Raw genomic sequence first — 23,964 nt, forward strand, 5'->3', positions numbered from 1 at the left:
GACGGATCCCTCCGAGGGAGGGATCCGTCCGCCGCGGAGCGGACCGACCGTCTAGTTCCGTGCGAGGAGTGTCACGGCCGCGAGGACCACGGCGAGGGCCAGGGCCCCGGCGCCGACGGCGAGCCGGTGGGTGCGCAGCGCGGGGACGGGCAGCAGCCGGTCGACGGCGAAGCGGCCGGGGCCGGTGAGGGTGAGGGCGGCGGCGGCCACGGCGAGGAGGAGTTCGTACTCCATGCCCTTGGGGGCGAAGAAGGCTCCGGTGCCGTGGACGGCGGCGGCGTTGATCATCGTGCCGAGGACCGCGGCGCCGGCGAGCGGGGTGAGCAGGCCGACGGCGAGGGCGAGGCCGCCCAGGGTCTCGGTCAGGCCGGCGACGACGGCCATGGTCTCGCCTGCCGGGTAGCCGCTGGCGGTGAAGAACTGGCCGGTGCCGGTGATGCCGCCGCCGTCGAACCAGCCGAAGAGCTTCTGTACTCCGTGGGCAGCCACGGTCAGGCCGAGGACCACGCGCAGGAGCAGCAGTCCGGCGTCGTGGGGAGCGGTGGAGCCGGTGGGGGCGGTGGGGGCGTCCTGCACGGCCGGTGCCGTGGCCGGGGCCTTCGTCGCGGTGGCGGAGGCGCTGGTCATGGGGTGGTTCCTTCCGGTCGGTACGGTCCGAGGGGAGTTGTTCAAATTCGAACCGACAGCCCCGACCCTAACCACTGATTCAAATTGGAACAACCCGTGTAGGCTGAGCCCATGGCTGAAACGAGATGGCTGGACGACCGCGAGATGCGGGCCTGGAACGGCTTCCTGGCCGCTTCCGCCCTGGTGAACCGGCGCCTCGACCAACAGCTCAAGGACGACTCCGGCCTCTCCCACCCGCAGTACGAGATCCTCGTGCGGCTCGCCGCCGCGCCCGACCGCGAGCTGCGCATGACCGAACTGGCCAATGGCCTGATCAACTCCAAGAGCGGTCTGACCTATCAGGTCACCCAGATGGAGAAGGCCGGTCTGGTCCGCCGCCGCAGCTGTCCCTCCGACGTCCGCGGGGTCTTCGCGGTCCTCACCGAGGCGGGCCTGGCCCGGCTGGAGGCGGCCGCGCCCGGACACGTGACCACCGTCCGGGAGATCCTCGTCGACGTCCTGACCCCCGAGCAGCTCGACGCGCTGGCCGCCGGCCTCGGAGAGGTCAGCCGCCGGCTGCGCGAACAGGGCGCCTGACGGGTAAGAGTCCCTCATGGACGGAAATGCCTGGCTGATCCTCGCCGCGGTCCTCGCCCTCGGGCTGGCGGTCGCGGCGGGCGTACTGCTGGTCCGGGTGTTCGCGGCGCGCAGGCTGCTGCTGGACGCGGGGATCCCGCTGCGCGACAAGGCGCTGTTCTGGGTGGCCGTCGCCTACACCCTCTCGCCCGTGGACCTGATTCCGGACCCGGTGTACCTCGACGACATCGGCGTCCTGCTGCTGGCGCTGCGCTCCCTGCAGGCGGCCGCCTCGGCCGCCGCCGCCAGGAGGCCCTCCGACCGGGCCGCCTGACGGCGCGGGGCGCCCGCCGTCGCGGGCGCCGAGGACGCCGCACGGCCCATTCCCCGGGACCGTACGGCGTCCGTCCATGGACCGCGGCGCCGGCGGACGGCGCTCGCGGTGCCGCTCCGGGGCGCTACTTCGGCATCAGGACGGTGTCGACGATGTAGACCGTGGCGTTCGCGGTCGGGACGTTGCCGCAGACCACGTTCGAGGTGTCGTTGACCTTGTAGGACCCGTCCGAGCCGGCGGTGGTGATCTTGCCCTTCTCCAGGGTGTCGAAGGAGCCGTTCTCCAGCTGCTTGGGGGTGATCGACTGGCCCACCACGTGGTACGTGAGGATCTTGGTCAGCGTGGCCTTGTCGGCCAGCACCTTGTCGAGGTCGGCCTTCGGGATCTTGGCGAAGGCGTCGTTGGTCGGGGCGAACACCGTGATGCCCTTGGCGTTGTTCAGGGTGTCCACCAGACCCGCCTTCTTGACGGCCGTGACCAGCGTGGACAGCGCCGGGTTGTTGGAGGCTGCGGTGGCCACGGGGTCCTTGGCCATGCCGTCGAAGCTGCCCGCGCCCTCCTTGGGCACACCGGCGCAGGCCGGGCCGAACGGCTGGTCCATCGCGGCCGCGGGCATCGACCCCGCACTGCTCGGGGTGGTCCCGGCGGCCGCCGCCTGGCTGCCGGACGCGGTGTCCGAGCCGGAGTCGGAGGAGCAGGCGGCCAGGGCGAAGGGCAGGACCGCGGCGGCGGCCACGGCGACGGCGGTACGGCGGAAACGAGGGGTGTTCATGACGGGGGTTCTCCTTGGGATGTCTGCCGCCGGAGCGGAGGCCCGGCAGGGCGTGGAAAGGTTCAGGGGGCGGGAAGGTTCAGGGGGCGGGAGGTCTCGGACGGCCCCGTTCGTCGGACCGTGGCTCAGTCCACGCTGACCACCACCGAGTGCCGGCCGCTCGCGCCGTCCGGGATGGTCCGGGTGCGCTCCTCGGTCTGGACGGTTCCGGTCCGGTCGGTGGCGCGGACGGTGAGGGTGTGGCCGCCCGGGGCGGCCCGCCAGGGGTAGGACCACTGCCGCCAGGTGTCGGCGGTGTCCTCGGCGGCCAGGTCGGCCTGCTCCCAGGGGCCTTCGTCGACGCGCACCTCGACCCGGTCGATGCCCCGGTGCTGGGCCCAGGCCACCCCGGCGACGGTGACCGGGCCGGTGCGCAGCCGGGCGAAGGGCTTGGGCGTGTCGATGCGCGCCTGGGTCTTGACGGGGGCCCGGCGGGCCCACTTCCGCTTGACCCAGTACGGGTCGTAGGCGTCGAAGGTGGTCAGCTCGATGTCCTGGATCCACTTGCAGGCGGACACGTATCCGTAGAGGCCGGGTACGAGCATCCGTACGGGGAAGCCGTGCTCGAAGGGCAGCGGCTCGCCGTTCATCCCGACGGCCAGCAGTGCGTCCCGGCCGTCCATGACCTCCTCGACGGGGCTGCCCAGGGTCATGCCGTCCGTGGACCGGGCCACCAGCTGGTCGGCCGGGCCGCCCCGGGACGGGGGGCGTACTCCGGCCTCGCGGAGCAGGCCGGCGAGGGGGACGCCGAGCCAGCGGGCGGTGCCGGTGTAGGGTCCGCCGACCTCGTTGGAGACGCAGGTCAGGGTGATGTCGCGTTCGATCAGGTCCCGGCCCAGCAGGTCGGCGTAGGTGTAGGTGCGGGGCCGGGACACTCCCCGGCCGTGGATGCGCAGCCGCCAGGTGTCGGCGGACAGCCTGGGGACCACCAGTGCGGTGTCGACCCGGTAGAAGTCGGTGTTCGGGGTGGTGAAGGGGCTGATCCCGGGAATGCGGAGGGAGGCTCCCCGGGGCAGCGCCGCTGCGGGTGAGGCGGGTGCGGGCAGGCGTACGGCGTCCCGGGTGGCGGCCGCGTCCCGGCCCCGCGAGGCTCCGAGGCGGCGCCCGAGGGCTCCGGCGGCCGTGGCGGTCAGTGCGGCGGCCCCGGCGGCGGTCAGGAAGCCCCGGCGGTTCCAGCCGGCGCCGGCGACCGGGGCGGGCGCCGTTCCCGGGGCCGTCAGCAGTCCGGTCAGGAGGTACAGCAGCCCCGCTCCGGCCAGCGCGCCCGCCAGTGAGGGCAGGGCGTCGGCCGGGCCGGTGGAGTCGGGGCGGGTCAGGGCGGCCGCGCCGCCGACGGCGCCGAAGACCAGCACCCCGGCCGCGCCGGTGCGCCGGTGGCGGAGGGCGAGGAGGCCGAGGGCGACGGCGAGGAGGCCGAGGACCGCCAGGATCCCGAGCCGGAGGACCAGTTTGTCGTCGGTGCCGAAGTGACGGATCGCCCAGTCCTTCAGGGCGGGCGGCGTGCGGTCGATGGCCGCCCCGCCCACCGCCGTGACGGGCCCCGCCTCGGGGCGTACGGCGGCCGAGACCAGCTCGGCGGCGGCCAGGGCCGCGTAGCCGGAGAGCAGGCCGGCGAGCGCCGCCGGGGCGGTGCGGGCGAAGGTGCTGCGGTCGATCCTCACAACGGGTCTTCGGGGCCACCGGTCCGGCGGATTGGCCGATCCGCCCTTCGGGTGACAACAGGTTTGCGGTTGACGTCGGCCGGGGTGCCGGGGAGGGGGCGGCACCCGGCGCGGTGCTGTCGGTGGCCGGTGGCACCATGGCCCCCATGCTTCGTGACGATCTTGATGCCGTTGTGTCCCCGGATTCCGCCGGTTCCCCCTTCGCCTCCCCGGCCGCCCTGCTGGAGGCCGGTCCCGACCGCGCCCGCGCCCTCGCCGGATCGGCCGACGGGGTGGGGCGCGAGGTGTTCACCCAGGCGGAGGCCGTGTTCGGGCGGGAGGAGGTCTCACGCGCCGAGTTCGCGTCGTGGCTGCACTGTGCGGCGAAGGTGCTGGGCCGCGACGCCTACGCCGACGGGGTCGCGGCCGCCGAGCCGGGGATGCCGTGGCGGACGGTGTGGGCCTGGTGGCGTCCGGTCGGCGCCCACCGGGCCGAGCCGAACCTCAGCGGCGACAGCAGCGCCGAGGTCTTCGACGACGCGCGGGGCACCGGGGGCGGGCCGCTGCTGAAGGTGTGGTCGATCTGGACCGCCGACCGCTGGTTCGACCTGGCCACCGGCACGCCGTGCCCGGCTCCGGCCGAGGGGGCGTACGAGCCCCGGACCGGGGAGGCCGAAGAGGAGGGGCAGTTCCTCTTCGACGCGGACGAGGAGGCCTGGGCGCTCCGGTGCCCCGGAACCTGGGAGGAGCCCGTCGCCCTCGGCGGGGGCCGCTTCCTGCTCACCGAGGCGCGCGGCGTGCTGGTCGCCGAACGCAACCCGGCGGTGGCAGACTGGCCCGCCGGCGGCGCCGACACGGCGTCCTGGGAGGAGGGCGACGGCGATCCGTGGTTCCTGGACCCGGCTCCGGCCGACGCCCCGCTGGACGCCGCCCGGGTGGACGGGGTCTTCGGCGCGGGACACGTGCAGCGGCTGGCGGAGTCCGCGCTGCCCGCCGCCCTGCTGCACGCCCCGACCCGGGAGCTGCTGACCCGTGTCGGCATGCCCCGCCACTGGGCCGCGGGGGTGACCTCCTTCGCGCTGGACTTCGGCGACGAGGGCCCCGTACGGGCCCCCGAGGACCCGGAGGGCCTGCTGTGCCTCGGCTCCTTCGAGCTGGCGTACGGGGACGAGGGCCGGGTACTGGTCGACGGGGAGACGGGCGGGGTCCTCGTGTCCCGCAACGAGGAGGAGCCGTTCGCCCTCGCCCGTGACACCGAGACCTTCGTCAGGCTGCTGGAGGCCGTCCTGCGGTACATGGGGGCCTGCTGGGACCCGTACCCGTGCGAGGACGGCACCGGGGCCTTCCTCGACGAGATCGCCGTACTGGAACCGGCCGCCCTGGAGCCCGGCCCCGCACAGGAGCTGTGGGAGCACGTCTTCGCCGCGATCACCGAGCTGAGCGTGTACGGCTACTGAGCACCGGCGGGGTCGGCGGGCCGCCGCGCGCGTGTCGCGGCGGCCCGCACCCCTCGCGGCCGGCCGGTGGTCCCGGCCGCCCGGTCAGTCCCCGAGGGCCCGGCCCAGTCCGAGCCGGTCGGTGCCCAGTTTGGTGAAGACCGCGGACAGCTGTGCCGAGACCGTCCGGGCGTCGGTGCGCAGCTCCTTGGCGATCGCCGCGTTGTCCAGGCCCCGGGCGGCATGGCGCGCCACCGCGTGCTCGGCGACCGTCAGGCTGTCCTGCTCGGAGGTGTACAGCCGCCGGGGACGCAGCCCGGCCGAGGCGAGCTGGGCGCGGGCCCGGTCCACCAGGGCCTCCGCGCCGCAGGCCGTGGCGGTTTCCAGGCCCCGGTAGAGCTGCTGCGCCGCCTGGTGCGGGTCGCCCAGGGTGTGCAGGGCCGTCCCGTGGTCGATCAGCGCGTGCGCCAGTTCGACGGCGGCCGGGGACTGGTCCAGGTGGTCCACGGCCTCCTTGAGCAGGACCGCGGCACGGGCGGGTTCGGCTGCCGCCGCCGCGACGCGCAGGGCGTGGCCGATCACGCTGGACGCTCCGAACGCGCGGGCGCGCACGACCGCTTCGGCCGCCGTGGCGGCGGCCAGTTCGGTGTCGTGGGTGAGCTGGGCGAGGGACAGGTCCAGCTGCCAGGGGCTCCACGACGGATTCCGCGTGCCGCGCAGGTCGAGCCGCTTCCCGGCGTCGGAGAGGTGGTGTTCGGCCTCCTCGATGCGGCCCTGGGCCAGGAGCAGCTTGCCCCACACGGCCTGCGGATCGGGGTAGACGACCGCCCGGGGGAAACCTCCGTCGGCCAGCTTGTAGGTCCGGGCGACCTGCCGGGCCTCGGCGACGTTCCCGCGGGCGAGCAGCGTCTCGATGAGGGTGCCGATCGCGTACCACTGGGCCGGGATGTCGTGCCCCATGCGGTCGGCGATCTGCAGGCCGTTGCGGACGAAGTCCTCGGCCTCCGCGAGGCGTCCGCGCCGGTAGCGGATGTAGCCGAGCAGCGTGTAGACGAACGACAGGTGGGCCCCGCGCCAGCCCTTCGCCTCGAACTCCACGATGGCGGTGTTGAAGAGCTCCTCGGCGCGGCCGGGCTGGTCGCAGTACATGAGGGTGAGGGCCACGACGGCCGGGACCTCGAAACCGAAGTCCTGGTCGGTCCAGCTCATGCCCCCGTCCAGCGCCTACTCCGCGTACTCCAGGGCGGTGGCGACGGGTTCGCCGCGCAGGGCGGCGTCCCAGGCGCGCAGGCCCAGGATGTGCCGCTCGGCCAGACCGCGGCCGACGATCCGCTTCGCGAACTGGACGAGCAGCCGGGACCGGGCGGGCGAGTTCTCCTCGTCGACCCGGACGGAGTTCCACTTGAACTGTTCGGCCTGCATGCGCAGCCGGGTGCGGGAGTTCGTGGCGTGGCGGGCCTCCTCGGCGAGGAGTTCGGCGGCCTGCGCCAGCTGCCCGGTGTGGCCGAGGGCCTGGGCGAGCCGGTACGTGATCGCCTCGCGCAGCTCCGGCGCCGTGCTGGGTTCCTCCAGTGCCGTCCTGAGCTGGTTGATGGTGGTCACCGGGTCGTGCAGGAGGTTGGCGGAGCCGAGTTCGAAGAGCACCTCGGCCCGGTGTTCGGCCTCGGGCGGTTCGCGCAGTGCCCGCGCCAGATAGCGCCGCGCGGCGTCGGGCGCTCCGGCGGAGAAGCTCTCGCGCGCGGCCCGGCGCAGCTGCTGCACCACCCAGGGGTCGCCCTCGGGGTGCATCTCCAGCAGGTGGCGGGCCGCGGCCGTGGGGCCGTGCCCGTCGTCGACCAGGGCCTGCGCGGCCATCCCGTGCATGCCGACGCGCACGCCGGGCGGGATCGAGCGGTAGACGGCGGTGGCGATGAGGGGGTGGAAGAACTCCACGACCTCCTTGCGCTGCACGCTGGTCAGGACGGTGAGGATGCGTGCGTTGTGCAGCTGGTCGATGGCGTCGGCGGTCTGTGCGTCGCCGAGCGCCGCCACGCCCCCGACGATGCCGACCGGGACCGCGTTGCCGAGGACGGCGGCGGCCCAGGCCAGCCGGACGGTGGAGGGACCGAGCTGTTCGAGGCGCTCGATCAGGCCGCTGCCCTTGACGGCGGAGGCCAGGTCACGCAGCTGGGGGATGTTCTCCTGGTGCGGTTTGAGACCGCGGTCGCGGCCCTTCATGCCCAGTTCGACGACCTCGAAGGGGTTGCCTCCGGTGATCGCCCAGCATTCCCGGCAGAACACGTCGTCGGCGCTGTCGCCGAGGGCCTCGCGCACGATGCGGGCCACGGCGCTCGTGGTGAGCGGGGCCAGTTCGTGCGGGCGGGTCCCCTGGCGGCTCATCAGGGCGCGCAGCGGGGCGGCGTCCGACGGGATCTCGTCGGGCCGGCAGGCCACCATGATCAGCATGGCCAGTTCCTCGGCCCGCGCCGCGAACGCGGCCAGCCACCCCAGGGATTCGGCGTCGGCCCAGTGCGCGTCGTCGAGGATCAGGACGACGGGCGCGCCGCTGCGTACCGCTAAATGCGTCACGACCCAGTCCAGGCCGTCCCGGACGCCTTGCGGGTCGGGCGCGGTGCGGCCCTTGGCGGAGGCCGTCAGGCCGAGTGCCGGGGCGACGATGCCGTGCCAGCTGCCGAGGACGTCGCGCCGCTCCTGATCGCTCAGGGCGGCGAACGTCGGCTGGATCAGCTGGCGCATGACGTGGAAGGGGACCTGCTTCTCCTGCTCGCCGCCCCGTGCGAAGAGCACGGTGCAGCCGCGGTCGGCGGCGTGCCGACGGGCCTCGCCGAGCAGGGTGGTCTTGCCTATGCCGCCCGACCCGGCGAAGGTCAGGACGCCTCCGCGGCGGGCGGGCGAACCGGTGTCCGAGACACCGAAGAGTTCATCCACCGCGCGATGGATCGCCAGAATTTCGGATTCCCGCTCGAGGAGGGGCGCGGGGTCCCACCCTCTCGGTTCCGTGACATGTGACATTCCTGCCCCCTCCTGCGCGTGCGGCCGAGTGTACGACCCCGGGGGCGAGATGTTGCTGCTTAAACTTAATATTGAGGCATCTCGCCACTCTTACGGGGACAATGCTGTACTATCGGTCGGCTTCATTGCGGTGTGATACTCAGCATTTGACGTAAATCCGTCTAGAAACGAACAAGAACGATCGGATTTCGTCAATGTCGGGCTATAGGAATCATCGGAAGTTCACTCGGCTGGGGAATGCCCGCCGGGACCTCACGCACCGTGACGCCTGGGGCCGGGGTCAGGTGCCAGCGCGACGACACGGTGGCCAGGGCCGTCAGGATCTCCGCCACCGCGAACGTGTCGCCGATGCACTTGTGCTGACCGGCCCCGAACGGCACGTACCGGTGGTCGCGCGGCCGCTCCCCCGCGTCCCGGCGCCAGCGGTCCGGGTCGAAGACCGTGGGGTCCGGGAAGAGGGCGGGGTCGCGGTGCAACGCGTACGGGCTGTAGGCCAGTTCGGCCCCGGCCGGGATGGCGACGCCGCCGAGCGTGAGCGGGGCGAGGGCGCGCCGGGTGAACAGCAGGGGCGAATGCAGGCGCAGCGCCTCCTGGAACACGTCGTGCGCGTACGTCAGCCGCGCCAGGTCCTCGGCGCGGACCGGGCCCTCGCCCACCACCGCGTCGACCTCGGCCTGGAGCCGCTCCTGCACCTCGGGGTGCCGGCCCAGTTCGTGGAAGGTCCAGGCCAGGGTGGTCGCCGAGGTCTCCGTACCGGCGAACATGATGGCGATCACCTCGTCGCGCACCTGCTCGGGAGTCATCCCCGCGCCCGTCTCGGGGTCCACGCTCGACAGCAGCAGCGACAGCAGGTCGTGCCGCTCCTCGCCGTCGGGCCCGTACTGCGCGATCACCTGGTCGATGATCCCGCGCAGCCGCCCGGCGGCGGCGTCGAACCTCCGGTTGAGCGGAATGGGCAGCCGGTCCAGCGACTTGGGCATCACCGCGCGTGCGAGCATCCCCTCCAGGACGATGGGCAGCGAGCGGTGGACCTCCTCGACGGCTGGCCGGCTCAGGTCCCCCGAGAAGATCATCTCGGCGACCGAGGAGAGGGCGTAGTGGCGGGTCTCGGTGACCATCGAGACCTCGCGGCCGGACGTCCACGACGAGGACATCGCCGTGGCCTGGCGGCCCATCACCTCGGCGTACTCGGATATGTGGTTGCGGTGGAAGGCCGGCTGCATCATCCGGCGCTGCTTGCGGTGGAAGTCCCCGTCGGTGGTGACGATGCCGTTGCCGAACACGGGGCGCAGCCGCTCGAAGACCCGGCCGCGCCCGAACCGCTGCGCCTGCTGGACGAGTACGTCGTGGACGTGCTCCGGGCTCGTGAGGACGAACACGGGCCAGGTGCCGATGTCGAGGCGTACGACCCCGCCGTGCTCCCGCAGGGACTCCAGGAAGGCGATCGGCCGTCGCCACAGCTGCACCGCGTGGCCCAGGAGCGGTAACCGCCCCGGAGCCACGGGTGCGGGGACCACAGAGCCGGGCTGCTCCGCCTGTGCCATGGACCGACTCCCTGTCATGCCACCGAAACCAGGCCGGGGCGGGTGTACGCAGACTCCAGCCCGGCCGCGAACCGTTCGTCGCTGTACCGCGTGCACTCGTAACGCTGCCACAGATCCGCGCCGATGATCCAGTCCTCGTAGCTGCGCACGACCCGGGAGACCGCGTCGCGCACTTCGGGATCGGTCTCGCCGCGGGCGTCCAGGGTCTCGGTCAGCAGCCTCTCGCCGGCGAGGTACTCCTCGATCCGGTCCTGGATGCGGCCCTCGACGGCCCGGACCGCCGCGGGGAGCGAGCAGCCCTCCCAGAAGGAGATGAGGGAGACGAGGTTGTTGTTGTCCCCGCAGGAGTACTCCTTGGGGAGGGAGAAGACGTCGTTGCCCCAGGAGATGACGTCCACGGCGCTCGCGACGAGCGCCCGGTACTCGGGCAGGTCGTGGATGCGCTGCGGCACGTCCAGACCCAGCCCCGCCTCCACCATGTCCATCATCGGCAGCATCTGTGAACTGTGGCGGCGCATCAGGATGTAGTCCTGGACCGCCGGGCGGCCGTCGCCCTCCCGGTTGCCGGCCTCCTGGTCCAGGGAGTGCAGCATGAGCGGGACATGGGCCCGGTAGCGGGCCGCGGGCCCCTCGGGCATACCGTCCAGGATCCGGTCGCACACGTCGACGAACCCCTTCACCAGGGGGTTGCGGCGGGCCCGCGCGCCACCGCCCGATCCCGTCGCCAGGTGCTCGGTGATCGCGTCGGCCACCGGCCGCCAGGCGGCGACCTCACCCGTCCTGATGAGGTGGTCGTGCTGGTCGTCGAGGACGAACGACCACGCCATCCATTCGGCGAGCAGGACGACCGTTTCGTACGGCACGTCCCCGCTCACCCGTCCCGCGAGATGCCCGAACCCGATGCCCGCGAATTGGTCCACGGCATCGGTGACGAGTTCGTGGCGCACCGCCCATGTGGCGGCCTCGGCGTTGGCGCGGGCCGCCAGGGGATGTTTGGAATTCCCGAAGGGAAGGTGAAAATCGGGAACAGAGAAAGAGTCGAGCTGGGCCATTGATCCCCCCATGAAAGAGTCCGATTCGCCAATACCCGCTCACGTGAACGATCGCGACGGTCGCGATCGCGTGAAGACACCCCTTCTGCTGCGGCATTGTCGGGGCGGCCGGCTGTGGCTGCCGAAATGAACCGGTCATGGAGCGACCAGATCCCGCCGACACGCGACCACATCAGGCCACCGTTGAACTAATTAACTCGCAGGCCGCAGCGCACTGTCAATGTAGGACGAGAGGAGAAGATGAATTCATCCGGAAAATACCGAAAGTGTATTCGTGCGGAATATGCGAACGGCATACCCGGCGTCGGGCGGGGCCCGCGGCCTACACTGCGAGTGGACACGGCCGTCCGGGAGAGGTGGGAGCGTGATCGGATGCCGACCGCCGGATCCGGACGACGACCGGGGGCCGACGTCCTGGGAACGTACCTGATCGAGGTCGTCGCCCCCGACTGCGGCAAGGGCCGGGCCGTCGTGGAGAACGTGGAGAACACCGTCCACCTCACCGGGAGAGAGCCATGAGGATGCTGATCAACACCGCCGACACGGTGGTCGCCGACGCCCTGCGCGGAATGGCGGCCGCACATCCCGAACTGGACGTGGACGTCGAGAACCGGCTCGTCGTACGCCGCGACGCCCGCGAGGGCGGGCGGGTCGGGCTGGTGTCCGGCGGCGGCTCCGGGCACGAACCCCTGCACGGCGGCTTCGTCGGGTACGGGATGCTGTCGGCCGCGTGCCCCGGGGAGGTCTTCACCTCGCCGGTGCCGGACCAGATGCTGCGGGCGGCCGGCGCCGTCGACTCGGGCCAGGGCGTGCTGTTCGTCGTGAAGAACTACACCGGCGACGTGCTCAACTTCCAGATGGCCGCGGAACTGGCCGAGGACGACGGCCTGCGGGTCGAACAGGTCCTGGTCAACGACGACGTGGCCGTCACGGACAGCCTCTACACGGCGGGCCGGCGCGGCACCGGTGGCACCCTCTTCGTGGAGAAGATCGCCGGAGCGGCCGCCGAGGAGGGCGCCCCGCTGGACCGGGTCGCTGCGATCGCCCGTCAGGTCAACGAGTCCTCGCGCAGCTTCGGAGTGGCGCTCAGCGCCTGCACCACCCCCGCCAAGGGCAGCCCGACCTTCGACCTCCCCGACGGGGAGCTGGAGTTGGGCATCGGCATCCACGGCGAGCCCGGCCGGGAACGGCGCGCCATGATGACCTCCCGGGAGATCGCGGAGTTCGCGGTGGGCGCCGTACTGGAGGACCTGGCGCAGTCGGGTCCGGCGGACGCGCCGGTCCTGGCCCTGGTCAACGGCATGGGGGCGACCCCGCTGCTGGAGCTGTACGGGTTCCACGCGGAGGTGGCCAGGGTGCTGGAGGCCCGCGGCGTGCCGGTGGCACGGTCCCTCGTCGGCAACTACGTGACCTCGCTGGACATGGCGGGCTGCTCGGTGACCCTGTGCCGGGCCGACGACGAGCTGCTGCGCCTGTGGGACGCGCCGGTGCAGACCGCCGCGCTGCGCTGGGGCCGCTGAGACGCGGGTGACCGTAGGGTGGCGGTGGGACCGTCCGAGCGGGTGCGAGACGAGGAGATCCGGTGCGTGACGCAGACTTCTTCCGACGCTGGTTGGACGCCGCCGCGGCGTCCGTGGAGCGGGAGGCGGACCGGCTGACGGAGCTGGACTCCCCCATCGGGGACGCCGACCACGGGAGCAACCTGCAGCGGGGGTTCGTCGCCGTCCGCGCGGCACTGGCCGGGGCCGACGCGACGGCCCCGCCGGGCGCGCTGCTGCAACTGGCCGGGCGGACGCTGATCTCCACCGTCGGCGGTGCCTCCGGTCCGCTCTACGGAACACTGCTGCGGAGCACCGGCAAGGAGCTCGGGGAGGCCGCCGAGGTCTCCGACGAGCAGGTGCGCGGGGCGCTGGACGCGGGGGTGGGCGCGGTGGCCCGGCTCGGCGGGGCGTCACCGGGCGACAAGACCATGCTGGACGCGCTGGTACCGGGGGTCGCGGCCCTCGCCGCCTCCTACGGTAACGCCGCGGACGCGGCCGAGGAGGGTGCTCTCGCGACCACGCCGATGCTCGCGCGCAAGGGCCGGGCCAGTTACCTCGGGGAGCGCAGCATCGGGCACCAGGACCCGGGCGCCACCTCGTCGGCGCTCCTGCTGCGCGCGCTGGCCGACGTCGCCGGGGGCACCGGCGCCGCGGGCGGTGCGGCATGAGCGGCGGGCCGGTGGTCGGGATCGTGCTGGTCTCCCACAGCGCCGCGGTCGCGGAGTCGGTGGCGGAGCTGGCCCGGGGGCTGGCCGCGGGCGGAGCGGTGGCTCCGGTGGCCCCGGCGGGCGGCGCCGTCGACGGCGGGCTGGGGACGAGCGCGGAGCTGATCCTGGCGGCCGCGGCGTCGGTGGACCAGGGGGCGGGGGTGGCGCTCCTGACGGACCTGGGCAGCTCCGTGCTGACGGTCAAGGCCCTTTTGGAGGACGAGGAACTGCCCGCCGGATCCCGGCTGGCGGACGCCCCCTTCCTGGAGGGCGCGGTGGCGGCGGTGGTGGCCGCCTCGGCCGGTGCCCCGCTGGACGCGGTGGTGGCGGCCGCCGCCGAGGCGTACGCGTACCGCAAGGCCTGAGCCCGCACCGTCCACCCCCGGCCCGGACCGGCTCCACAGCCGCCCTCGGGCCCAACGGGGCGCGGCGGAAGGCGGAATGCGCGGACGGGGTGCGCGAGCCGACCGGGCGGGCGGGCAACCCCTGACGCGGCCGAACCGGCCCGACGGCCCGGGGCGCCCGGACCGGCCGGGCAGGCGAACCGGCCGGCCACCGACGCCCGACGGTGACCCCGGCAGGACCCGGGATGGACCCGCCGGCCCCCGACGCGACCCACCCGGCGGTGGACCCGGCAGCGCCATGGACCCGGCAGGACCGGCAGGGCCATGGACCCGGCGCGACCCGGCAGGGCCGTGGCCCCGGCAGGACCCGGCAGGGCCCCGCGGTGGACCCGGTGACACCGCAGCCGGACCCCCCGCACCCACCGCCGGAGGCTACGGGCGCCCGCGCAGGGTTTCGATCTCGCGGCGCTCGCGCTTGGTCGGACGGCCCGCCCCGCGGTCGCGGATGCCGACCACGGCCGCCTCCACCGGGGTGGGCGGCGGCGGGCTGTTGTCGATGAAGCACTCCGCGGCGACGGGGGCACCGACCCTCTTGGTCACCGGCCGCCGGACCACCACGACGCGCTCGCGCCCCGCGTGGTAGAGCCGAACCTCGTCCCCCGCGCGCACGCTCTGCGCGGGCTTCGCGCGCTCCCCGTTGACCTTGACGTGGCCCGCCCGGCAGGCGGTGGCGGCGACCGACCGGGTCTTCGTCAGGCGCACCGACCACATCCAGGCGTCCACCCTCGCGGTACCGCCCGCATCCGTCGAACCCGTCGTCCTCGCGTCTGCATCAGCCATGCCCAGACTTTAGCGATCGGAAGGCCGGGAAGCGGAATGAGTTTTGGCGGATAACACAATGTGGATGGCATCTGCGATGGAGATCGTCCCAAACGAATTGCAAATGCGCCAGAAGTGCCCCTACCTTGTCGCCCATGCAGTCCTACACCATCGGACAGGCGGCACGTCTGCTGGGCGTCAGCCCGGACACGGCGCGCCGCTGGGCCGACGCCGGCCGGGTCGCGACCCATCGCGACGAGGGCGGGCGTCGACTGATCAACGGCCGTGACCTCGCGGCCTTCTCCGTCGAGGTGGGGCAGGGCGCCCACGCCGAGGACGGAGAGCCCTACACCTCCGCGCGCAACGCCTTCCCCGGGATCGTCACCGCCGTCAAACTCGGCGACGTGGCCGCCCAGGTGGAGATCCAGGCCGGTCCCCACCGCCTGGTCTCCCTGCTCACCCGCGAGGCCGTCGAGGAACTGGGCCTGGAGGTCGGCATGCAGGCCACCGCCCGCGTGAAGTCCACCAGCGTGCACATCGACCGCACCTGATCCACCCGATCCACCGGGCGCACCGCTTTCCCGTCCGCTCGTCCCCACCCGCTCCGCCCGTCACCGGCGCGGGTCACCACCACGCGGTCCCGGCACCCGGCCGGCCGCCGACCCGACCGAGGAGCCCGACCTTGTACAGCATCCTGAACCGCCGTGCGGCCGCCGCCGCGCTGACCGCCGCCCTGCTCGTCCCGCTGTCCGCCTGTGGCAGCGACGCCGAGAAGAAGGACGACGCCGCGGGCTCCCCGTCCGCCTCGGCCCCGGCCGCGGCCCCGGCCAAGGACGTGAACCTCACCGTCCTCGCCGCCTCCTCCCTCACCGACGTCTTCAAGACCGCCGGTGAGGCGTACCAGAAGTCCCACCCCGGAACGAAGGTCACCTTCTCCTTCGCCGGTTCTCAGGAGCTGGCCGCGCAGGTCAAGCAGGGCGCCCCGGCCGATGCCCTGGTCACCGCCGACACCAAGACGATGGACGGCCTCAAGGGCGAGACCAACGCCGCCACGGTCATCGCGAAGAACCGTCTCGTCATCGCGGCGGGCAAGGACAACCCGTTCAAGATCGACGAGCTGAAGGACCTCGCCGACTCCAAGATCAAGGTCGTCCTGGCGGCGCCCGAGGTCCCCGTCGGCCGCTACAGCAAGCAGATCCTCGACGCCCAGAAGATCGAGGTGAAGCCGGTCTCCCAGGAGCCGAACGTCCGCGCCGTCCTCTCCAAGGTCGAGCTGGGCGAGGCCGACGCCGGTCTCGTCTACAAGACGGACTCCGCCAAGTCCGGTGACAAGGTCGTCACCGTCGACATCCCTGACGACCAGAACGCCGTGGCCTCCTATCCGGCCGCGTCGCTCAAGCAGTCCAAGAACGGCGAGGCCGCGGCCGCGTTCGTGGCGTGGCTGAGCACCCCGGAGGCCCAGAAGATCCTCCAGGACGCCGGCTTCCAGAAGGCGTAACCGGCCTGACGTTCGAAGGGGCTGCCCGGTCCGGGGGGACGGGCAGCCCCTTGTCCGTACCCGCGGAAGACCCCCCGCCCCCGTCCTTCCCCCCGTCAGGCCCTCCCGCCTCGCGCCGCTTCGACCAGGAACCCGATGAGCAGACTCCGCACCCGCACCCGGCCTCCGCTGGCACTCGCGCTGCCCGCGCTGCTCGCCGTCGCGTTCCTGCTGCTGCCGCTGATCGGGATCCTCTCCCGTACGCAGTGGGGCGAACTCGGTACCCACCTCACCAGCCCCGGCGTGGTCGAGGCGCTGAAGCTGTCGCTGGTGGTGTCGCTGTGGGCGCTCGGCCTCTCCCTGCTGCTCGGCGTGCCGCTCGCCTGGCTGCTGGCCAGGGTCCCCTTCAGGGGCAAGGCCCTGGTGCGCTCGCTGGTGCTGCTGCCCATGGTGCTGCCGCCGACCGTCGGCGGTGTGGCCCTGCTGCTGGGCTTCGGGCGGCGCGGACTCCTCGGCCCCTGGCTGGAGGACACCTTCGGCATCACCCTGCCGTTCCACACCTCCGGCGCCGTCGTCGCGGCCACGTTCGTGGCGATGCCCTTCCTGGTGATCAGCCTGGAGGGCGCGCTCGGCGGGCTCAAGCAGAGCTACGAGGAGACGGCCGCCTCCCTCGGCGCCCCGCCGGTCCGGGTGTTCTTCACCGTGACCCTGCCCATGGTGGCCCCCGGTCTGGTGGCCGGGGCGGCCCTCACCTGGGCCCGGGCGCTGGGCGAGTTCGGCGCGACCATCACCTTCGCGGGCAACCTGCCCGGCACCACCCAGACGCTTCCCCTCCAGGTGTACCTGCTGCTCCAGGACAAGCCGGAGGCCGCCACCTCGGTGTCGCTGCTGCTGCTCGCCATCGCCATGGGCGTGCTCATTGCCCTGCGCGGACGCTGGACCGGCACCCCGGTCGCCGCGAAGGACGCCGGGGCGGGGCGGCCGGCCGAGGAACCCGCGCCGTCCGGCTCCGGGCAGGACGCGGGCCCGGCCGACGGAACCGCCGCATGCGGACCCGCTCCCGGCGCTCCCGGTGGGAAGGCCGCGCCGGCCGAGGGCGGCGGCCGGCCCCTGCACGCCGAGGTGACCGGCTTCAACGAGCTGACCCTGGACGCCGAACCGGGCACCACCATCGCCGTCGTCGGCGAGAACGGCGCCGGCAAGACCACCCTGCTGCGGGCCCTGCTCGGGCTGACCCCGCGGGCCCACGCCCGGCTGCGCCTCGGGGACACCGACGTCACCGCCCTGCCCCCGCACCGGCGCCAGGTGGCCTGGGTGCCCCAGGACGGGGCGCTGTTCCCCCATCTGACCGCCCTCGCCAACACCGCGTACGGGCTGCGCGCCCGCGGGGCCGGCCGCGCCGAGGCCCGCCACGAGGCGCAGGCCTGGCTGGACCGGCTCGGCGTCGGCCACCTCGCCCGGCGCAAGCCGGCCCAGCTCTCCGGCGGGCAGGCCCAGCGGGTGGCCCTCGCACGGGCGCTCGCCGCCCGTCCCCGGCTGCTGCTGCTCGACGAGCCCCTCGCCGCCCTCGACCAGACCACCCGGGCCCACGTGCGGCACACCCTGCGCACGCACCTGGCGGGCTTCGACGGGGTCTGCCTGATCGTCACGCACGATCCCGTCGAGGCGGTGTCGCTGGCCGACCGGGTCCTCGTGCTCTCCGAGGGGCGCACCCTGCAGGACGCGGCCCCGGCCGAGGTGACCCGTCGGCCGCGCTCGCCCTGGGTGGCCCGGATGCTGGGCCGCAACGCCTGGCCCGGCACCACCTCCGCCGACGGACTCGCGCTCGGCCCGGGCGGGCGGCTCGTGGTGGCGGAGGCCCTGCCCGAAGGGACGGAGGCGCTGGCGATCATCGCCCCGGAGGCGGTGTCGGTACACCGGGAGCGCCCCGGCGGCAGTCCGCGCAACGTCTGGCCCGGCACCATACGGGAGATCACCGCGGTCGGCAGCCGGCTGCGCGTCCTCGTGGGCTCCGCCGAGGTCCCCGACCTGGTCGCGGAGATCACTCCGGAGGCGGCCGCCGAACTCGGGCTGGCCGACGGCGCCGCGGTGTGGACGAGCGTGAAGGCGACCGAGGTCACCCTCGTACGCCTGTAGGGACCGCCCGCCCCGTGTCCTCCCGCATCCCTTTGGACGCGGGAGAAGGGCTGACATATGTTCGACCCTGCCCGGGCGGCCCGTCAGCGGGCCGGCCCGCGCCAGCCGTTGCCGTACGTACCCGTGGGGGGTCCTCCGTCATGTCCTTCAGCGCGCCCGGCTCACCGCCCCCGCCGCCGCCCGGGCAGCCGCCGTACGGGGCCGCCCCGCGACCGGGGTACCCCGGGCAACCGGGACCGGCCTTCCCCGCCCCCTCCTACCCGGCCCCCTCCTACCCGGCTCCCGCCCACTTCGCCCCGCAGCCGGCCGCCCCGGTGCTGCGTTCCCCCCGGGGCCTCGCGACGGCCGTGACGGTGCTGCTCTGCGCGGCGGCCGTCGCCGCCCTCCTGGGGTGCGTCGCCGACCTCTACACGTGGTCGCTGATGAAGGACGTACAGGCCGACCCCTTCGCGGTGCGGCAGCACACCCTCGAAGGCGCGGACCTGATCACCACCCTCACCGGCGGCTTCCAGGGCCTGACGCTGCTGGCCACGGCGGTCGTCTTCGTCATCTGGTTCCACCGGGTGCGGACCAACGGCGGGATCTTCGACCCCGGGGCCTTCACCCGGTCCGCGGGCTGGGCCGTGGGGGCCTGGTTCATCCCCTTCGGCAACCTCTTCCTCCCCTACCGGGTGGCGGCGCAGACCTGGGCGGCGAGCGTGCAGCTGGGCCCGGACGGCTCCTTCCGGCGGGTCTCCACCGTGCCGCTGACCTCGTGGTGGATCCTCTGGGTCCTCTCCCGGGTCCTCGACACGACGGCCACGCTGCTCGGCGGCCGGGCGGACACCCCGCAGGCCCTGCGCACCGCGTCCGCCCTGGGCGCGTTCGCCGGTCTGACCACCGTCGCCGCGGCCGGGGTCGGCATCGCCTTCGTGCTCAAGCTGACGGCCCTGCAGAACAAGAAGGCCGCGCAGGGACCGTACGCCGCCGCCTGAGCCGGGCCCCTCCGGGACGGGCGCCTTCAGCGCCCGTCCCCCCGCGGAACGTCCCCCGGCGGCACGGCGAACTCGCACCACACGCACTTCCCGCCGCCCCTGGGCTCCACGCCCCAGCCCTCCGCCAGCCGCTCCACCAGCATCAGGCCACGGCCCGACACCGCCCAGTCGTCGGCCTCGCGGCGACGCGGCAACGCGCTGCTGAAGTCCTCGACCTCGATCCGGATCCGGCCCTCGGCCGTCAGCCGCAGGCTGACCAGGCCGCCGCCGTCGGTGTGCACGAGGGCGTTGGTCATCAGCTCGTCCGCCACCAGCTCGATCTCGTCGGCCCGCTCCCGGGCCCCCCAGGCGGCCACCGCCGCCCGGATCAGGTGGCGGCCCATCACCAGGCTGTCGGGGTCCCCGGGAACGAGGCGCTGGTGCAGGGGGCCACCGCCGCGCGGGGCCGGGGTGCCGCGCCGGCGCAGCAGGAGCAGGGCCATGTCGTCCCCGCCGCCCGCGTCCCCGACGAGGTCGCACAGGACGTCGGCCAGTTCCTCGACGTCGACGGGACCCTCGCGGGCCGCCTCCATGAACTCCCGCATCCCGGTCTCCAGGTCACCGCCGGACCGTTCGAGCAGCCCGTCGGTGCACAGCAGCAGGGTGTCCCCGGGATGCAGCTCCAGGCTGGTGACGGGGTAGCCGGAGCCGGAGCCCGCCTGCTCGCGCGGGGGCAGGCCGAGCGGCAGCCCGCCCGCCACCTGGACGCGGTGGCAGGTGCCGTCCCCGCGCCGGACGACCGGGTCCAGGTGGCCGGCCCGGACCAGGTGGAGTGTTCCGGTGTTCAGGTCCACCTCGGCATAGGTGCAGGTGGCGAAGCGTTCGGTGGCCAGGTCCCGCAGGAAGGCGGAGGCGCGCGCCATCGCCGCACCGGGGGTGTGGCCCTCCATGACGTAGGCGCGGAACACGATCCGGAGCTGGCCCATGACGGCCGCCGCGTCCGTGTCGTGGCCCTCGACGTCGCCGATCATCACCCCGACCCGGCCGTCGCCGAGCGGGACCACGTCGTACCAGTCGCCGCCGATGTCGCGCCCCATCCGCGCCGCCCGGTACCGGACGGCGATCAGCGCGCCCGGCACGTCGGGGATGCGGCGGGGCAGCATGGCCCGCTGGAGGCCTTCGGCGAGGTCGTGCTCCTGCTCGAAGAGGATCGCCCGCTGGAGGCTCTGCGCGATGCCGCTGCCGAGGGCGACCAGGACGTTGCGCTCCTCCGCGGTGAAGTCCCCTTCCCGCTGGTACAGCAGGCCGAGGGCACCGACGGGCCGCCCCTGGGCGATCAGCGGGAGGTACACGCCGCTGCGCACGGCGAGCGGCTCGATGTACGGCCACAGGCGCGGGTAGTCGCGCTGGAACTGCTCCCGCGAGGCGATGAAGACCGGTTGCAGGGTCCGTACGGCCTCGCTCATCGGGAACCGCGCGTCGATCCGCGTGTACTCGATCTCGGGAACGTACGAGCCGAGCTGGCCTTCGGCGACCAGGTGGATGCGGGCGCCGTCGACGATCCCGAGCATGACGCTGACGGCGCCGAGGTGGCCGAGGGCCTCGGGGTCCTTGAGGACGTCGGTCACGTCGTTGACGGTGCGGGCGTGCGCGAGGATCGCGGTGGTCCGCTCGACGACCCCGGTCATCCGCCGGCGTCCCTCGTCGCCGTTCCCGGCGGCGCCCGGCTCGTTGGGGTCCGCGGCGGCGTCGCGGAGGATCCCGATGATCCGGTACGGGCGGCCCTGCGGGTCGCGCAGGACGTGCCCCTGGACGTGGGTCCAGGCGGTGCCGCCGTCGCGGCGCAGGGTGCGGAAGTAGGCCCCGTAGTGGCTGCGCCCGTCCCGCAGGGCGTTCTCGACGCGGTGCTCCAGCCGGGCCCGCTCGTTGGGCACGACGCGGGCGAGCAGTCCCTCGGGCGTTCCGGAGAACTCCTCGGCCGGCAGGTCGAGGACCCCGAGGGCGGTGGCGTCCAGATGCATGCGGCCGCTGTCGAGGTCCCAGTCGAAGGTGCCCATGCGATTGAGCGCGAGGCTCAGATCCGGCCGCGCGGGCCAGTCGACCTCGTGGATCCGTCCCCGCTGGTCCATGCAGCCAGGGTCTCACTGTCCCCCGTCCCCGGCATGCCGCGGCCTAGCTCTCGCCGTTCGCCTCCGCCTCCCCGGGGCCGGACCCCGACCCGGACGGGGAGGCGGGGGCCAGGCCCGCGGACGGGGCGGTGGAGGGGGCGGGCGCGGTGGTGGGGCCGCTCGGGGTGCTGCGGTCGGTGAGGGCGGGCGGCTTCGACGCCGGTCCCGAGGGGGTGGACGTGTCCCCGGGGCTGCCCGAGGGGCTCCCGGACGGGGTGGTCTCCGTGGCGGTGTCCTCCGGCGTTGCGGTGCCCGGGGCCTGCGGGGTGCCGGTCACGGGCGGTGGGGACGCGCCGGAGGACGGCGGGGAGGTGGCCGGCGCGGGCGTGCCGGCCGGCGGGGTGGGGGTCGCCGGCGGCGGTACGGGACGGTCCGGCTTCGGGGCCGCGCCCCGGTCGCGCTCGTACCAGCGGCCGCTCTCGTGGTCGTAGATCACGATCTTGTGCACCACCGTCTTCGACGGTGCGATCACCACGGCCTGGCCGGGCCGGTACGAGGGCCAGGGCTCTCCGGAGCGCTTCGGGTTCGCCGGCAGCGGCACGGGGGCGCCGAGGGGGTTGCCGCACGCGCAGCGGACCCGCGGGACCCCGCGGTCGTCCACCAGTACGGCCGTTCCCGCCTGGAGGACCGCCTGGTAGGGGACGGCCCTGCCGTCGCGGTAGCCGTGGTTGGTGACCCGGGTGTCCGTGCGCAGCTGTACGGGCGTCAGGGCGCGCAGGTAGCCGGGGACGGCCCGGGGTTCGAGGCCGAGGGCGGAGGCGAAGGCCGCGTTCTTCGCGGGTTCGGCGGACAGCGCCGCAATCTGCCTCGGCACGTCACAGCTGGCGACGTCCTTCGTGCCGCCGTAGAGCCCGGGGGCGGAGCCGCTGACGCTGCGGGTCGGGGTGGTACCGGTGTCCGCCGGGGACGGGTTCGGGTTCGGGGGCGGGCTGTACGGGGGCGGGGTGGCCTCCCGCGCGGCCGTGGACTCGGTGAAGGGGGCGGGGCCGGTCACCCCGGCCGGCTGGAGGAACACCTCGGCCCCGGCCCGCTGCGTGGCGCCCCCGCCGCCGCCCGGCCTGGTCAGCACCACGACCAGCGCGGCCACGGCGGCCAGCGCCACGACCGCCGCCGCGATCCGGGGACCGGACCGCCACCAGGGCCGCGACCCGCCCGGCGGCTCCCCGCCGGCCGGCCCACCGGGAGGCCCACCCGGAGGTGCCGGGGGCGGCGGTCCGGAGGGACCCTGCGCCGCCCCGCCGGAGAGCGGCCCGGAAGGGGGACCGGTGGGACGCCCGGACGAGGACCCGGACGAGGACGCGTCCGACGGTGACGGCTGGTGGGGCTGCGGCGGCCGTTCGCCGGAGGGCTGCGTGGTCACGGGCTCTTCTCCCCGGGCGGCGGAATGGCCGAAAAATCCTACTGATACCGGTTCATGCGCATGCGTACACTCCTGCGGACCATTGTGTGCGTGCTCCCGGTGGTGCCCGCAAGCCGGGGGTGCCACGGTGAGCGGGTGATCCGTTCCTCCGTCGGGGCCTCCGCGCACGCCTCCACCAGGGCCTGGCGCGACGCGCTCGTCGCCGCCCTCGCTGGCTTCGCGGTGATGACCGCGGTGGCCGCCGCCGGGCTCGCCTGCGCGGGAGCGGGCGATCTCCCGGAGGGCGCGTTCCCCCGGGTACTCGCCGCCGTCGTGGTGATGGCCGCGGGCGGCGCGGTCGAGGGCTCCGCCGAGGCGGGCCCGCTGGCCGGGGCGGACGTGAGCCTGTCCGTGATGCCCCTGTCGGTCAGCCTGGCCGGTGCGCTCACCACGGGCTACCTGTTCCTGCGTCCGTTGCGTGGCCGGGCGGTGGTCCCACCCCGGGAACTGCCGTTGCGGGCCGCCCGGCTGACCGTCCTGTGGCTGCTCCTGCTCACCCTGGCCGCCTTCCCGGCCCGGCAGGACTTCGGGCTCTCCCCCGGCGACTCACCGCTCGGGGACCTCGGCGAGCTGCTCGGTGCCACACCGTCGGTGGGTTTCCGGGCCGACCTGCCCGCCACGCTCCTCTTCGGGCTGCTGTGGATCCTGGGCCTGCTGCTGATCACCCTGCTGGTCTCGCGGCGCGCGCCGCTCCCGGCCGCCCTGGTCCGCTTCCACTCGGCGGTGCGCCCGGCCGCCCACGCCACCGCCGTGCTGCTCGTCGCGTACGTGGGGCTCGGCCTGGTCGCCGGCCTGGTGACGGCCGCCACCCGGGGCCATGCCGCCCGGACCCTGGCCGTGCTCCTGCTCGGCCTGCCCAACCTGGCCTGGCCGGCCCTCACCCTGGGCTTCGGCGGTGCGTGGCAGGGCCGGGTGGAGGGGCCGTTCGGCCTGCCGGTGCCGCAGGTGCTGGACCGGGTCCTGCGCGGCTCCGAGCCGTCGACCGTCGACGTGGCCTCGCTCGCGGAGCACGACCCGCGGGCCTGGTGGCTGGTCCCGGTGGCGGCCGTCCTGCTGCTCGGCACCGGGGTGCTGGCCGCCGTACGCTCCCCCGCGCACGTGCGGCTCCACCGGCACGCCCTGCACCTGGCGGTGGCGCTCGCGCTGGCCACCCTGACGGTGTGCCTGCTGGCCCGGGTGGAGGTCCGGTTCGGTCTGTCCCTCCTGGGCATCGGCGACGCGGCCGGTCTCGCCGGCACCGCCGAACTCACCCCGCACCTGTGGCGGACGACCGGACTCGCCCTCCTGTGGGGCGCCGTGGCGGGCTTCCTCGGCGCCCTCCTCGCCCGCCCCGTCCGGCGCCGCCGGGGCATGCGGGCCCCGGCGTCACCGTGAGGCCGTGACCTCCGGGCCGCCGCCCGGGACGGGCC

22 protein-coding genes are annotated in these 23,964 nt (G+C 74.1%); 12 read left to right on the forward strand and 10 right to left on the reverse strand.

Annotated elements, in window-relative coordinates; genetic code table 11:
* Positions 1-51: 51 nt before the first annotated feature.
* A complete protein-coding gene (locus ABZW32_RS02495; protein WP_356210142.1) occupies positions 52-627 on the reverse strand; it encodes a DoxX family protein in 576 nt (191 codons plus the stop codon).
* Between the two features lie 111 nt (positions 628-738).
* On the opposite strand from ABZW32_RS02495, the gene ABZW32_RS02500 reads away from it, so the two are divergent.
* Positions 739-1,203, forward strand: a complete 465-nt coding sequence (locus ABZW32_RS02500) for a MarR family transcriptional regulator (protein ID WP_356210144.1) — start codon at positions 739-741, stop codon at positions 1,201-1,203.
* A gap of 16 nt (positions 1,204-1,219) precedes the next feature.
* Positions 1,220-1,516, forward strand: coding sequence for a YkvA family protein (locus tag ABZW32_RS02505; protein WP_266837033.1), 297 nt, complete (start codon positions 1,220-1,222; stop codon positions 1,514-1,516).
* 124 nt (positions 1,517-1,640) lie between these two features.
* Here ABZW32_RS02505 and ABZW32_RS02510 read toward each other — a convergent pair whose 3' ends face one another.
* Positions 1,641-2,288 carry a fasciclin domain-containing protein gene (locus ABZW32_RS02510; RefSeq protein ID WP_030232996.1) on the reverse strand — a complete coding sequence of 216 codons (648 nt, stop codon included), beginning with the start codon at positions 2,286-2,288 and terminating at the stop codon, positions 1,641-1,643.
* Between the two features lie 125 nt (positions 2,289-2,413).
* Positions 2,414-3,988: a molybdopterin-dependent oxidoreductase gene (locus tag ABZW32_RS02515; protein ID WP_356210147.1), complete on the reverse strand. Its 1,575-nt coding sequence runs from the start codon at positions 3,986-3,988 to the stop codon at positions 2,414-2,416.
* 146 nt (positions 3,989-4,134) lie between these two features.
* On the opposite strand from ABZW32_RS02515, the gene ABZW32_RS02520 reads away from it, so the two are divergent.
* Positions 4,135-5,424 (forward strand): SUKH-4 family immunity protein, encoded by a 1,290-nt coding sequence (locus ABZW32_RS02520; protein ID WP_356210149.1) that lies wholly within the window; start codon positions 4,135-4,137, stop codon positions 5,422-5,424.
* An 84-nt stretch (positions 5,425-5,508) separates the two neighbouring features.
* Here the strand turns inward: ABZW32_RS02520 and ABZW32_RS02525 are convergent, their stop codons facing one another.
* The 4 genes from ABZW32_RS02525 to ABZW32_RS02540 all read right to left on the reverse strand — a co-directional run bounded on the left by ABZW32_RS02525 (position 5,509) and on the right by ABZW32_RS02540 (position 10,906).
* A complete protein-coding gene (locus ABZW32_RS02525; RefSeq protein WP_356210151.1) occupies positions 5,509-6,612 on the reverse strand; it encodes a LuxR C-terminal-related transcriptional regulator in 1,104 nt (367 codons plus the stop codon).
* Positions 6,613-6,627: 15 nt separating this feature from the next.
* The gene (locus ABZW32_RS02530) at positions 6,628-8,415 is read right to left on the reverse strand and encodes an AAA family ATPase (protein ID WP_356210153.1); all 1,788 of its coding nucleotides are present in this window, start codon (positions 8,413-8,415) and stop codon (positions 6,628-6,630) included.
* 191 nt (positions 8,416-8,606) lie between these two features.
* Positions 8,607-9,959: a cytochrome P450 gene (locus ABZW32_RS02535; protein ID WP_356210156.1), complete on the reverse strand. Its 1,353-nt coding sequence runs from the start codon at positions 9,957-9,959 to the stop codon at positions 8,607-8,609.
* Positions 9,960-9,973: 14 nt separating this feature from the next.
* On the reverse strand, positions 9,974-10,906 hold the full coding sequence (locus ABZW32_RS02540; RefSeq protein ID WP_356210159.1) for a terpene synthase family protein: 933 nt from the start codon (positions 10,904-10,906) through the stop codon (positions 9,974-9,976).
* Positions 10,907-11,383: 477 nt separating this feature from the next.
* Here ABZW32_RS02540 and ABZW32_RS02545 point away from each other — a divergent pair, with 477 nt between their 5' ends.
* The 4 genes from ABZW32_RS02545 (at position 11,384) to ABZW32_RS02560 (ending at position 13,624) form a co-directional block, all read left to right on the forward strand.
* The gene (locus tag ABZW32_RS02545) at positions 11,384-11,530 is read left to right on the forward strand and encodes a hypothetical protein (RefSeq protein WP_356210161.1); all 147 of its coding nucleotides are present in this window, start codon (positions 11,384-11,386) and stop codon (positions 11,528-11,530) included.
* Positions 11,527-12,531, forward strand: a complete 1,005-nt coding sequence (gene dhaK, locus ABZW32_RS02550; protein ID WP_356210164.1) for a dihydroxyacetone kinase subunit DhaK — start codon at positions 11,527-11,529, stop codon at positions 12,529-12,531. The genes ABZW32_RS02545 and dhaK overlap by 4 nt, the downstream gene beginning before the upstream one ends.
* Positions 12,532-12,593: 62 nt before the next feature.
* Positions 12,594-13,220, forward strand: a complete 627-nt coding sequence (dhaL, locus tag ABZW32_RS02555) for a dihydroxyacetone kinase subunit DhaL (protein ID WP_356210166.1) — start codon at positions 12,594-12,596, stop codon at positions 13,218-13,220.
* Entirely contained in the window at positions 13,217-13,624 is a 408-nt protein-coding gene (locus tag ABZW32_RS02560; protein ID WP_356210169.1) for a PTS fructose transporter subunit IIA, read from the forward strand. The genes dhaL and ABZW32_RS02560 overlap by 4 nt, the downstream gene beginning before the upstream one ends.
* Before the next feature lie 411 nt (positions 13,625-14,035).
* On the opposite strand, the gene ABZW32_RS02565 is transcribed toward ABZW32_RS02560, so the two are convergent.
* The gene (locus ABZW32_RS02565) at positions 14,036-14,443 is read right to left on the reverse strand and encodes a S4 domain-containing protein (protein WP_356210172.1); all 408 of its coding nucleotides are present in this window, start codon (positions 14,441-14,443) and stop codon (positions 14,036-14,038) included.
* Between the two features lie 134 nt (positions 14,444-14,577).
* Here ABZW32_RS02565 and ABZW32_RS02570 point away from each other — a divergent pair, with 134 nt between their 5' ends.
* The 4 genes from ABZW32_RS02570 (at position 14,578) to ABZW32_RS02585 (ending at position 19,009) form a co-directional block, all read left to right on the forward strand.
* Complete coding sequence (locus ABZW32_RS02570) at positions 14,578-14,973, forward strand: helix-turn-helix transcriptional regulator (RefSeq protein ID WP_280915342.1); 396 nt, start codon at positions 14,578-14,580, stop codon at positions 14,971-14,973.
* Positions 14,974-15,104: 131 nt separating this feature from the next.
* Complete coding sequence (gene modA / locus ABZW32_RS02575; RefSeq protein ID WP_356210174.1) at positions 15,105-15,920, forward strand: molybdate ABC transporter substrate-binding protein; 816 nt, start codon at positions 15,105-15,107, stop codon at positions 15,918-15,920.
* A gap of 135 nt (positions 15,921-16,055) precedes the next feature.
* Complete coding sequence (locus tag ABZW32_RS02580) at positions 16,056-18,035, forward strand: ABC transporter permease (protein ID WP_356210177.1); 1,980 nt, start codon at positions 16,056-16,058, stop codon at positions 18,033-18,035.
* Between the two features lie 140 nt (positions 18,036-18,175).
* A complete protein-coding gene (locus tag ABZW32_RS02585) occupies positions 18,176-19,009 on the forward strand; it encodes a DUF4328 domain-containing protein (RefSeq protein WP_356210179.1) in 834 nt (277 codons plus the stop codon).
* A gap of 26 nt (positions 19,010-19,035) precedes the next feature.
* Here ABZW32_RS02585 and ABZW32_RS02590 read toward each other — a convergent pair whose 3' ends face one another.
* Together ABZW32_RS02590 and ABZW32_RS02595 are read right to left on the reverse strand one after the other, a co-directional pair.
* Positions 19,036-21,117, reverse strand: a complete 2,082-nt coding sequence (locus ABZW32_RS02590; RefSeq protein ID WP_356210182.1) for a SpoIIE family protein phosphatase — start codon at positions 21,115-21,117, stop codon at positions 19,036-19,038.
* Positions 21,118-21,160: 43 nt separating this feature from the next.
* The gene (locus ABZW32_RS02595; RefSeq protein ID WP_356210185.1) at positions 21,161-22,258 is read right to left on the reverse strand and encodes a DUF6777 domain-containing protein; all 1,098 of its coding nucleotides are present in this window, start codon (positions 22,256-22,258) and stop codon (positions 21,161-21,163) included.
* A gap of 393 nt (positions 22,259-22,651) precedes the next feature.
* Between ABZW32_RS02595 and ABZW32_RS02600 the strand changes: the two genes are divergently transcribed.
* Positions 22,652-23,929, forward strand: a complete 1,278-nt coding sequence (locus ABZW32_RS02600; RefSeq protein WP_356210186.1) for a streptophobe family protein — start codon at positions 22,652-22,654, stop codon at positions 23,927-23,929.
* Positions 23,930-23,964: the final 35 nt, after the last annotated feature.

Source organism: Streptomyces sp. NPDC004667, assembly GCF_040609475.1.
In the GTDB taxonomy this organism is placed as follows: domain Bacteria; phylum Actinomycetota; class Actinomycetes; order Streptomycetales; family Streptomycetaceae; genus Streptomyces.

What these genes read in the sequence shown, in the direction of transcription:
- ABZW32_RS02495 (WP_356210142.1), bottom strand. Translation starts at nt 627, where the DNA reads ATGACCAGCGCCTCCGCCACCGCGACGAAGGCCCCGGCCACGGCACCG.
- ABZW32_RS02500 (WP_356210144.1), top strand. Translation starts at nt 739, where the DNA reads ATGGCTGAAACGAGATGGCTGGACGACCGCGAGATGCGGGCCTGGAAC.
- ABZW32_RS02505 (WP_266837033.1), top strand. Translation starts at nt 1,220, where the DNA reads ATGGACGGAAATGCCTGGCTGATCCTCGCCGCGGTCCTCGCCCTCGGG.
- ABZW32_RS02510 (WP_030232996.1), bottom strand. Translation starts at nt 2,288, where the DNA reads ATGAACACCCCTCGTTTCCGCCGTACCGCCGTCGCCGTGGCCGCCGCC.
- ABZW32_RS02520 (WP_356210149.1), top strand. Translation starts at nt 4,135, where the DNA reads ATGCTTCGTGACGATCTTGATGCCGTTGTGTCCCCGGATTCCGCCGGT.
- ABZW32_RS02525 (WP_356210151.1), bottom strand. Translation starts at nt 6,612, where the DNA reads ATGAGCTGGACCGACCAGGACTTCGGTTTCGAGGTCCCGGCCGTCGTG.
- ABZW32_RS02530 (WP_356210153.1), bottom strand. Translation starts at nt 8,415, where the DNA reads ATGTCACATGTCACGGAACCGAGAGGGTGGGACCCCGCGCCCCTCCTC.
- ABZW32_RS02535 (WP_356210156.1), bottom strand. Translation starts at nt 9,959, where the DNA reads ATGGCACAGGCGGAGCAGCCCGGCTCTGTGGTCCCCGCACCCGTGGCT.
- ABZW32_RS02545 (WP_356210161.1), top strand. Translation starts at nt 11,384, where the DNA reads ATGCCGACCGCCGGATCCGGACGACGACCGGGGGCCGACGTCCTGGGA.
- dhaK (WP_356210164.1), top strand. Translation starts at nt 11,527, where the DNA reads ATGAGGATGCTGATCAACACCGCCGACACGGTGGTCGCCGACGCCCTG.
- ABZW32_RS02560 (WP_356210169.1), top strand. Translation starts at nt 13,217, where the DNA reads ATGAGCGGCGGGCCGGTGGTCGGGATCGTGCTGGTCTCCCACAGCGCC.
- ABZW32_RS02565 (WP_356210172.1), bottom strand. Translation starts at nt 14,443, where the DNA reads ATGGCTGATGCAGACGCGAGGACGACGGGTTCGACGGATGCGGGCGGT.
- ABZW32_RS02570 (WP_280915342.1), top strand. Translation starts at nt 14,578, where the DNA reads ATGCAGTCCTACACCATCGGACAGGCGGCACGTCTGCTGGGCGTCAGC.
- ABZW32_RS02580 (WP_356210177.1), top strand. Translation starts at nt 16,056, where the DNA reads ATGAGCAGACTCCGCACCCGCACCCGGCCTCCGCTGGCACTCGCGCTG.
- ABZW32_RS02585 (WP_356210179.1), top strand. Translation starts at nt 18,176, where the DNA reads ATGTCCTTCAGCGCGCCCGGCTCACCGCCCCCGCCGCCGCCCGGGCAG.
- ABZW32_RS02590 (WP_356210182.1), bottom strand. Translation starts at nt 21,117, where the DNA reads ATGGACCAGCGGGGACGGATCCACGAGGTCGACTGGCCCGCGCGGCCG.